The following is a 3,546-nucleotide window of genomic DNA, read 5'->3' on the forward strand; positions in this document are numbered from 1 at the left end:
AGCCGCTCGACACCGCCGGGGGTGTCCAGCGGGCCGGTGATCATGCCGATCCTGCGGCGGCCCACGGCCAGCAGATGCCGGACCATGTCCCGGGCGCCGTCCCGGTCGTCGGCGGCCACGTAGCCGACCTTCGAACCGAGCCCGATCGGCTTGCCGCAGGCGACCAGCGGCACCCCCGCCTGGCGCAGTTCCTCCGCGACCGGATCGCCGGAGTGGCTGGAGACCAGCAGCACCCCGTCGACGTGCCCGGCCGTGATGTACCGCGTGATCCGCCGCCGTTCGTCCTTCGTGCCCGCCAGCATCAGCAGCAACGGGATGTCGTGGCCGGCCAGCGCCTTCGTGCAACCGCTCAGCAGCACGTTGAAGTTGGGATCCTCGAAGAACCGCTCCTGGGGTTCCGTCAGCAGGAAGCCCACCGAGTCCGAACGCCCGGTGATCAGCGACCGGGCATGCCGGTTCACGACGTAACCCGTCCTGCGGATGGCGTCGTTGACCGCCTCCTGCGCGGCGGGACTGACGTAGTGCCCGCCGTTGAGCACCCGCGAGACCGTGCCCCGTGAGACACCGGCCTCACGGGCCACGTCGTGGATCGTCGGCGGTCTGCGGCGGCCCCCCGCACTACTGCTCATGGTCATGACTTTACGGCCCCGGACAGCAGGTCAAGGCTCCAGAACCGCTGAATGACGAGGAAGAGCGCGATCAGCGGCAGCACGGCCAGGAACGCTCCGGTGATCACCAGGGTGTACAGCGCCGGAGTGTTGGCGCCCTGCATCAGGAGCGTGTACAGGCCGAGTGTGAGCGGGAACCGCTCGTCGTCGCTCAGCATGATGTACGGCAGCAGGAAGTTGTTCCAGATGGCCACGAACTGGAACAGGAACACCGTCACCATGCCCGGGATCATCATCGGCAGCGCGACCCGGGTGAAGATCCGCCACTCGCCGGCCCCGTCCATCCGTCCGGCCTCCACCACGTCGGCGGGGACGGCCGCGGCCGCGTAGATCCGGGAGAGGTAGACACCGTAGGGGGCGAGGATCTGGGGAAGCAGCACGGACAGGTAGGAGTCCGTGAGGTTCGCCTTGGCGAGCAGCAGGTACTGCGGGATGGCCAGGATGACCGGGGGCATCAGGACGCCCGCGAGCAGCACGTTGAAGATCGCCTCGCGGCCCCTGAACCGGTAGACGGCGAGGGCGTAGCCGCTGACCGCCGACACGCACGTCGAGACCACGGCGCCGAGACCGGCGTACAGGGCGGAGTTGGCCATCCACTGCCAGTAGATGCCGTCCCGGTAGGCGTTCAGGTCCTTGAGGTTCTGGGCGAAGCCGGAGCCGGGCAGGAACGTGAACGTGGAGAACAGTTCGCTGCCGGACTTGGTGGACGCGATCACCACCCAGGCGACGGGCAGCAGCGTGTAGACCGCGCCCAGCAGCAGGACGGTCGTCGGGATCAGGGCGACACGGCGGCGCAGCGGCGGCCGCTGGGCGGTGCCGGGCGTCGTGCCGGCCGCGGGGGCGGCCTTGCGGACGGCAAGAGAACTCACGGTGCACCTCCTTGACCGGCGTCCTTGTTTCGGCGGTTCGCGGCCCGCAGGAACCCGAAGGACAGCGCCAGCGTGGCGAGCGCGATCAGGGTCGCCTCGGCCGCCGCCGAGTAGATGTCACCCTTGCCGAAGGCGTCGACGTACACCTTCATCAGCGGGCTCCAGGTCGTGCTGACCGAGTTGGTCAGGGGCTTGAGGGTCATCGGCTCGTTGAACACCTGCAGCGTGGCGATGATCGAGAAGAAGAAGGTCAGCACCAGCGAGGGCGCCACCATCGGGATCTTGATCCGCAGGGCGGTCTGCAACGGCGTGGCGCCGTCCAGCTTCGCCGCCTCGTACACCTCGACCGGAATGGACCTGAGCGAGGTGTAGATGACGATCATGTTGAAGCCGGTGCCGCCCCAGACCGCGATGTTGGACAGGGCCAGGAACAGCGGGCCGCCGTCCAGCAGGTCGGGCTGCGGAAGGTGCAGCTTTTCGAGGACGTAGTAGAAGGGGCTGACGTCCGGCAGGTACAGGAAGCCCCACAGCAGCGCGGCCACCACACCCGGGATGGCGTACGGCAGGAAGATCGCGAGCCGGGTGAAGGGGGCGAGGCGGACCCGCTCGGAGTCGAGCATCAGGGCGAACAGGAGGGCGAGGCCCAGCATCACCGGGACGACGATGCAGCCGTAGCCGAGGACGCGCAGGGCGCCCGCGTAGAACTCGCTGTCGGTGAGGGCATCGCGGTAGTTCTCCAGGCCGGCCCAGACCTCGCTGCGGGCGCCCGCGCCCAGGCCGAGGCCGGAGACGTGCACCTTGCGGAAGCTGAGCCAGACCGCGTACCCGATGGGCAGCGCGAAGAACAGGGCGAAGAGGACGGTGGCGGGGAGGAGGAAAAAGTAGGGGGCGCTTCGCGCTCGTTTGAGGGTGGTGGTGGGAGACGGGTGGGCGTACGGGGCCCCCTTGACCCCGTACGACCTCCGGCTGGTTGTGCTGGTCACCGAGAGACCTCGAAGCCCTGCTTCTTCATGTCGGCGACCGTGGCGTCCTGCATGGTGTTCAGGGCGGTCACGAAGTCCGACTTGTTCTTGGCGGCGGCGCCGAACGCGTCGTTGAAGGTCGTGTAGGCGACGTTCACGTTCGGGCCCCAGGCGGAGGGGGCCGTGGTTCCCGCGATCTTGGCGGCCTCGGTGTAGAAGTCGGCCTGGTTCGAGAAGTACTCCGGCGGGTTCGAGAAGGCGCCGCTGAGCTGGGCCGAGCTGGACGCCGGGTAGATGCCGCTCTCCTTGGCCAGGGCGTTGAGCGCGTCGCCGTCCGTGTTCAGCCAGGCGGCGAACTTGGCGGCGGCCTCCTGGTGCTTGGAGTCCGTGGTGACGGCGGTGGAGGAGCCGCCCCAGCTGCCGGTGACGTCCTGGTCCGCGGACCACTGGGGGAGCGGGGCCATCGCCCACTTGCCCTTGGTGTCCGGCGCGGCCGTGGTCAGCGTGCCCGGCGCCCACACCGCGGAGACCCAGGCGATCTGCTTGCCGGTGTCCAGCGCCTTGTTCCAGGCCGGGGTGTACATCGGCTGGTTGTCGATCGCGCCCTCCTTGACCAGGCCGCCCCAGAACCTGGCGACCTTCTGGGTGGCCGCGTCGTTGATGGCGACCTTCCACTTGTCACCGGAGGTGGTCCACCACTTGGCGCCGGCCTGCTGGGCGAGGCCCGCGAAGAGACCGGAGTCGTTGGCGGAGAAGGTGGTGAGGTCGAGGTCCGGCGCCTTCTTCTTCAGGGCGCGGGCGGTCTGGGCGAACTCGTCCCAGGTGGTGGGGACCTTCAGGCCGTACTTCTTGAAGAGGTCCGCGCGGTAGTAGAACATCATCGGGCCGATGTCCTGCGGCACCGCGTACACCGCGTCCGTACCCAGCGTGACCTGCTGCCAGACGCCCTCGGCGAACTTCGACCTGGCGTCCCCGACCGACTTGGATATGTCGGCGGGGGAACAGCTCGACCATGCACGCGCAGTCGGGATCCAGGGTGCCGGCGGC

The 3,546-nt window shown here is 68.7% G+C and carries 4 protein-coding genes; all 4 read right to left on the reverse strand.

Features of this window, described 5'->3' with window-relative positions; translation table 11 throughout:
- The coding region (locus ABZ646_RS43020; RefSeq protein WP_360532191.1) for a LacI family DNA-binding transcriptional regulator at nucleotides 1-635 on the reverse strand (635 nt) is incomplete at its 3' end.
- Nucleotides 632-1,537 carry a carbohydrate ABC transporter permease gene (locus ABZ646_RS43025; RefSeq protein WP_360532194.1) on the reverse strand — a complete coding sequence of 302 codons (906 nt, stop codon included), beginning with the start codon at nucleotides 1,535-1,537 and terminating at the stop codon, nucleotides 632-634. The genes ABZ646_RS43025 and ABZ646_RS43020, both read right to left, overlap by 4 nt.
- A complete protein-coding gene (locus ABZ646_RS43030) occupies nucleotides 1,534-2,520 on the reverse strand; it encodes a sugar ABC transporter permease (RefSeq protein WP_360532197.1) in 987 nt (328 codons plus the stop codon). The genes ABZ646_RS43025 and ABZ646_RS43030 overlap by 4 nt, the downstream gene beginning before the upstream one ends.
- The coding region (locus tag ABZ646_RS43035) for an extracellular solute-binding protein (RefSeq protein WP_360532200.1) at nucleotides 2,517-3,546 on the reverse strand (1,030 nt) is incomplete at its 5' end. The genes ABZ646_RS43035 and ABZ646_RS43030, both read right to left, overlap by 4 nt.

Origin of the sequence: Streptomyces sp. NPDC007162, assembly GCF_040634175.1 — a bacterium.
Classification (GTDB): domain Bacteria; phylum Actinomycetota; class Actinomycetes; order Streptomycetales; family Streptomycetaceae; genus Streptomyces.